General features: G+C 36.5%; 1 protein-coding gene. It reads right to left on the bottom strand.

All coding sequences use genetic code 11. The annotated features are described in order from the left end of the window. A partial coding sequence (locus ACY2RR_RS24540; RefSeq protein ID WP_490110826.1) for a hypothetical protein occupies positions 1–260 on the bottom strand: 260 nt, incomplete at both ends.

The following is a 260-nucleotide window of genomic DNA, read 5'->3' as shown; positions in this document are numbered from 1 at the left end:
AAAATGCATGGTAATTTCTGGAATTACGGTCTTCACCAAACCACGCTGATTGATAAGTAATAATCGATCTGTAGGTCTAAACTCACCAATTAATTCACCACGCTCATCTAGATTAAGACGCTGTACAGTCTCATCAAACCATATCTTACGAGGTTTTAAGGTTGAAACTCCCTTTTCTTTGAGTTCAATACGTTTTACAGAATACTTGGTAACAATATTTCCTTTAGAACCTCTTCCTTTTACGAGCAAGTCGCTAAAGT

This window comes from Parendozoicomonas sp. 2304DJ65-17, assembly GCF_058148445.1.
The sequence above is the reverse complement of the archived record's forward strand: the minus strand, read 5'-3'. Positions and strand labels throughout refer to the sequence as shown.